This is a genomic window from Actinomadura sp. KC216 (genome assembly GCF_004348535.1).
Taxonomy (GTDB): Bacteria; Actinomycetota; Actinomycetes; order Streptosporangiales; family Streptosporangiaceae; genus Spirillospora.
Window position 1 is genome coordinate 1 of sequence record NZ_SMJX01000522.1, and the last position, 3588, is coordinate 3588.

Genomic DNA, 3588 nt, shown 5'->3' on the forward strand with positions numbered 1-3588 from the left:
GGCGGGGCCTGTCGGGCGGGCAGCGGCAGCGGCTGCTGCTGGCGCGGGCGCTGCTGGCCGACCCGACGGTGCTGGTGCTGGACGAGCCCGCCGAGGCGCTGGACCCGGCCATGGCGGACGCGGTCACCCGCGACCTGCTGTCGCGGCCCGGTGGCGGGACGCTGCTGCTGGTCACGCACCGGCTCGCGGCGCTGGACGCGGCCGACGAGGTGATCGTCCTGGACCGGGGCCGGGTGGTGCAGCGCGGCGGGCACGGCGAGCTGCTCGCGGCGCCGGGCGCGTACCGGGACCTGTGGGACGCCGAGACCCTCACCGCGTGACGGGGTGGCCGCCCTGACCGCTTGGACCTGTCGATCTTGTCGGGATTGGACCTGTTCACCCGGCCGTTCCCGGTGCACTCTAGGCGACCATGGATACGGCGAGGGCTTCGACGACGACACCCGGGCGCGGGCCCGGAGACGACACGGTGGACGGCCGCGTGGACGGCCGCGCAGTCGGCCGTGCGGACGGGTACGTGCACGGCTATTCCGGGCGGGAGGCGCGGCGGCTCGGCGACCAGGCGGACGCGCTGGCCGATCTGCTGCACGACGGCACGTCCTACCCGCCCGGGAGCCGGGTGCTGGAGGTCGGGTGCGGTGTCGGGGCGCAGACGGTGCATCTGCTGGCCCGCTCCCCCGGCATGCGGCTGACCGCCGTGGAGCTGTCCCCCGCGTCGCTGGAGCAGGCCCGCGCGCGGGTGGCGGCGGAGCGTCCCGGCGCGCGGGTGGAGTGGCGGTGCGGGGACCTGCACGACCTGCCGTTCCCCGACGACGCGTTCGATCACCTGTTCGTGTGCTTCGTCCTGGAGCACCTCCCCGACCCGCGGGCCGCGCTGGCGGGCCTGCGGCGGGTTCTGCGGCCCGGCGGGACCGTCACGGTGATCGAGGGCGATCACGGGTCGGCGTTCTTCCACCCCGACAGCGCGCCCGCCCGCGCGGCGATCGGGCACCTGGTCGCGCTGCAGGCGGCCGCGGGCGGGGACGCGCTGATCGGGCGGCGGGTGGCGCCGCTGCTGGCGGCCGCCGGGTACGGGAACGTCGAGGTGGGCCCGCGGACGGTGTACGCCGACGGGAGCCGCCCGGACCTGGCGCGGGCGTTCACCCTCGACACCTTCACCGCGATGGTCGAGGCGGTCCGCGGCGACGCGCTCGCCGCGGGGCTGGCCACGCCCGCCGGCTGGGACCGCGGCATCGCCGGCCTGCGCCGCGCCGCCGCCCCCGACGGCACATTCCACTACACCTTTTTCAAGGGCACGGCGGTCAACCCGCCCGCGTGAAGGGAAATATTCGGTTGTGCTCGCCGCCGCCGGGCTGATCTCCTAGGGGCATCGCCTTTCCGGTGCGATGGCCACGGGTTACTTCTGTCTGCAAAATAGAAACACCACCCGAGGCCGCCTGTGATCTCGGAAGGGCTCCGACCGCCGCAGAGCGCGCCCGGTGCGCAGGTGAGAGTTACTTCGACACATAATCGAGTGGTTGCGGGTTCGAGTCCCGTCACGAGCCTCGGGCTCGTGTAGCTCAAGGGTAGAGCGCTACGTGCCTCTCGCCGTCCTGTCCTCGGGCGCTCTCTTCGGTCACAACCGAATACGCACCTCCCGGTGCGCAGGCGAAACGGATACTTCGAGGTTCGATTCCTTGCAGGCCCTCTCATGGGCCTGTGCCCCCATTCGGCGGGGCCATTCCGTGCGCCGACTTGATCTCGGGAGGGAGCACGTGATTCGCGGGCGCGCGGCGCTTCGCGGGCATCTGAATGCGAGAAGGGCTCCCTCCGGCTTTGGAAGGGAGCCCTCGCTCATGGCGAAGTACAACCGCGCCGCCGTCCGCGCGGCCACGGCCAGCGCGATCCGCGCGGAGACGTCGCCGTCCGGCCGGACCTACGAGGGCGCGCCCGGCTACGCGCGCGACGCCAAGAGCGAGCTGTTCCTGCTCGCGGTGGCGAACATGGTCGGCGAGGACACCTTCTACGAGTCCGCCGGCGACCGCGACGCCCGCTTCCGCGACCTGGTCCGCCGGGTCGCGGTCGAGGACGGGGCGTGGACGGCCGGTTTCCTGCCGTGGCTGCGCGGCGAGGCGAATATGCGCTCGGCGCCGGTCGTCGCGGCGCTGGAGGCCGTCCGGGCGCGGCTGGCGGCTGGACGGCACGGCCGCAACCGGCAAATGGTGGCCGATGTGCTGCGGCGCGCCGACGAGCCCGGCGAGGCCCTGGCGTACTGGACCTCGACCTACGGCCGCGCGGTCCCCAAGCCGGTCAAGCGCGGCATCGCCGACGCCGTCCGGCGCCTCTACACCGAGCGGTCCCTGCTCAAGTACGACACCGCCGCGCACGGGTTCCGCTTCGGCGACGTGATCGACCTGGTGCACCCGGCGCCCGCGGCGGACAAGCCGTGGCAGGGCGAGCTGTTCGCGCACGCGCTGGACCGGCGGCACGGCCGCGGGACGGACGTCCCCGAGCGGCTGGCGACGCTGCGGGCCCGCGCGGCGCTGATGGCCACGCCCGCCGCCGAGCGCCGCGCGGTGCTGCTCGCCGACGGCGGCCCCGAGCGGCTGCGCGCGGCGGGCATCACCTGGGAGGCGCTGGCCGGGTGGCTGCAGGGCCCGATGGACGCCGCCGCGTGGGAGGCGATCATCCCGGGCATGGGCGTCATGGCCCTCGCGCGGAACCTGCGCAACTTCGACCGGGCGGGCGTGTCCGACGAGGCCGCCGGGGCGGTCGCCGCCACGCTCGCCGACCCCGGGGTGATCGCGCGCAGCCGCATGTTCCCGTTCCGGTTCCTGGCCGCGCACAGGGCCGCGCCGTCGCTGCGGTGGGCGTGGCCGCTGGAGCGGGCGCTGAACCACTCCTTGGCCAACGTCCCCGCGCTGACCGGACGGACGCTGATCCTGGTCGACCGGTCCGGGTCGATGTTCGGGCGCGTGTCGAACCGGTCCGGGCTGAACCGCGCCGACTCCGCGGCGATCTTCGGGACCGCGCTGGCGATGCGCGCGGACGCGGCCGACCTGGTCGAGTTCGGCACCGGCCACCGCACGGTCCCCGTCCGCCGGGGCGAGTCGCTGCTGACGGTGCTGGACCGGTTCGGCAACCTCGGCGGCACCGACACCGCCCAGGCCGTCCGGGCGACCTTCCGCGGCCACGACCGCGTCGTGATCGTCACCGACGAGCAGGCGTGGGGCGGCCACCGCGGCGCCGACCCGGCCGATCGGGTCCCCGGACGCGTCCCGGTCTACACCTGGAACCTGGCCGGATACCGGTACGGGCACGGCCCCTCCGGCGCGGACGGCCGGCACGTGTTCGGCGGCCTGTCCGACGCCGCGTTCCAGCTGATCCCCCTGCTGGAGAGCGGACGCGACGCGGCCTGGCCGTGGCGGCAGACCGGGTGAGGCCGGGGGCGGGGCGGTCAGTCCTGCGGGAGCAGGGGCCCCAGGGGGCCGAGGTCCAGGTTGAGGTCGTGCTCGTCCAGGCCGAAGTGGTCCTTCAGACGGGTCATCGCCTCGTCGAGGCGCAGCAGCGCCAGCCCGAGGTCCTCGACCTGCTCGGCGGACAGGTCACCGC

Annotated in this window: 4 protein-coding genes; 3 read left to right on the forward strand and 1 reads right to left on the reverse strand. The window is 74.7% G+C overall.

The window, feature by feature from the left end; genetic code table 11:
* The 3 genes from E1264_RS41380 to E1264_RS41390 all read left to right on the forward strand — a co-directional run.
* Positions 1 to 320: ATP-binding cassette domain-containing protein (locus E1264_RS41380; RefSeq protein ID WP_132182856.1), on the forward strand; the 320-nt coding region annotated here is incomplete at its 5' end.
* Between the two features lie 158 nt (positions 321 to 478).
* Complete coding sequence (locus E1264_RS41385; protein WP_207936934.1) at positions 479 to 1315, forward strand: methyltransferase domain-containing protein; 837 nt, start codon at positions 479 to 481, stop codon at positions 1313 to 1315.
* 517 nt (positions 1316 to 1832) lie between these two features.
* Positions 1833 to 3416 carry a TROVE domain-containing protein gene (locus E1264_RS41390; protein WP_132182860.1) on the forward strand — a complete coding sequence of 528 codons (1584 nt, stop codon included), beginning with the start codon at positions 1833 to 1835 and terminating at the stop codon, positions 3414 to 3416.
* 17 nt (positions 3417 to 3433) lie between these two features.
* Here the strand turns inward: E1264_RS41390 and gvpK are convergent, their stop codons facing one another.
* Positions 3434 to 3580 carry a gas vesicle protein GvpK gene (gene gvpK, locus E1264_RS41395; protein WP_279492163.1) on the reverse strand — a complete coding sequence of 49 codons (147 nt, stop codon included), beginning with the start codon at positions 3578 to 3580 and terminating at the stop codon, positions 3434 to 3436.
* Between the last annotated feature and the right edge of the window lie 8 nt (positions 3581 to 3588).